Consider the following 1,000-nt stretch of genomic DNA (forward strand, 5'->3'; position numbering starts at 1 on the left):
GGGCCGGCCATCGCGCCAGCGGGTGCCGCGGCCGGCCGGTGGGTGAGGTACCAGGCGAGGCCGCCCAGCAGGGCCAGGCCGATGACCGCGATCAGCGTGCCCAGCCAGCGCCGGCGCGGGGCGGCAGGGAGGGCGGGCGTGGCGGCGTCTTTCGGCGTGTGGTCCATGGGCATGGGCAAAGGCAGTGAGGGGGTACGTCGGCGATGGGCGACTGTGCCACGCGCCGAGGCGCGCAGGTCAATCGGCGGCTGGGTGCCTCGGCACGTGGCGTGCCTGCATTCCAACCGGCCAACGTTGCCGGTGTATTGCTGCCTTGTGCCCGGGTGTCAACCCGGGGCCCCGGACTGGCGTCCGGGCTACATGCCGGCGTAGTTGGGGCCGCCGCCGCCTTCGGGCGCGACCCACACGATGTTCTGCGTCGGGTCCTTGATGTCGCAGGTCTTGCAGTGCACGCAGTTCTGCGCGTTGATCTGCAGGCGGTCCTGGCCGGCTTCGGTCTTCACGAACTCGTAGACGCCGGCCGGGCAGTAGCGGGCCTCGGGGCCGGCGTACTTCGCGAGGTTGATGCCCACCGGCACCGCGGCGTCCTTCAACGTCAGGTGCGCCGGCTGGTTCTCGCCGTGGTTGGTGTTGCTGATGAACACGCTGGAGAGCTTGTCGAAGGTCAGCTTGCCGTCGGGCTTCGGGTAGTCGATCCTCGGGCACTCGGCGGCCGGCTTCAGGCGGGCGTTGTCGGGCACGGTGCTGTGGATCGTCCACGGCGGTGCCTTGAAGCCGAGCTTGGGCAGCAGCCACAGCTCGATGCCGTTCATGATCGACGACAGGAACAGGCCCTTCTTCATCCACTGCTTGGTGTTGCGCGAGGCCTGCAGCTCTTCGTAGAGCCAGCTCTTCTCGAAGGCCTGCGGGTAGGCGCTGAGCTCATCGTGCTGGCGGCCGGCGGTGACGGCGGCGAAGGCGGCCTCGGCGGCCAGCATGCCGGTCTTGATCGCGGCGTGGC

General features: G+C 69.8%; 1 protein-coding gene. It reads right to left on the reverse strand.

Translation table 11 applies throughout. The annotated features are described in order from the left end of the window. Positions 1-356: 356 nt before the first annotated feature. A partial coding sequence (locus AC1D15_RS34260) for a 4Fe-4S dicluster domain-containing protein (RefSeq protein ID WP_477829581.1) occupies positions 357-1,000 on the reverse strand: 644 nt, incomplete at its 5' end.

Source organism: Rhizobacter sp. P2_H2, assembly GCF_056403375.1.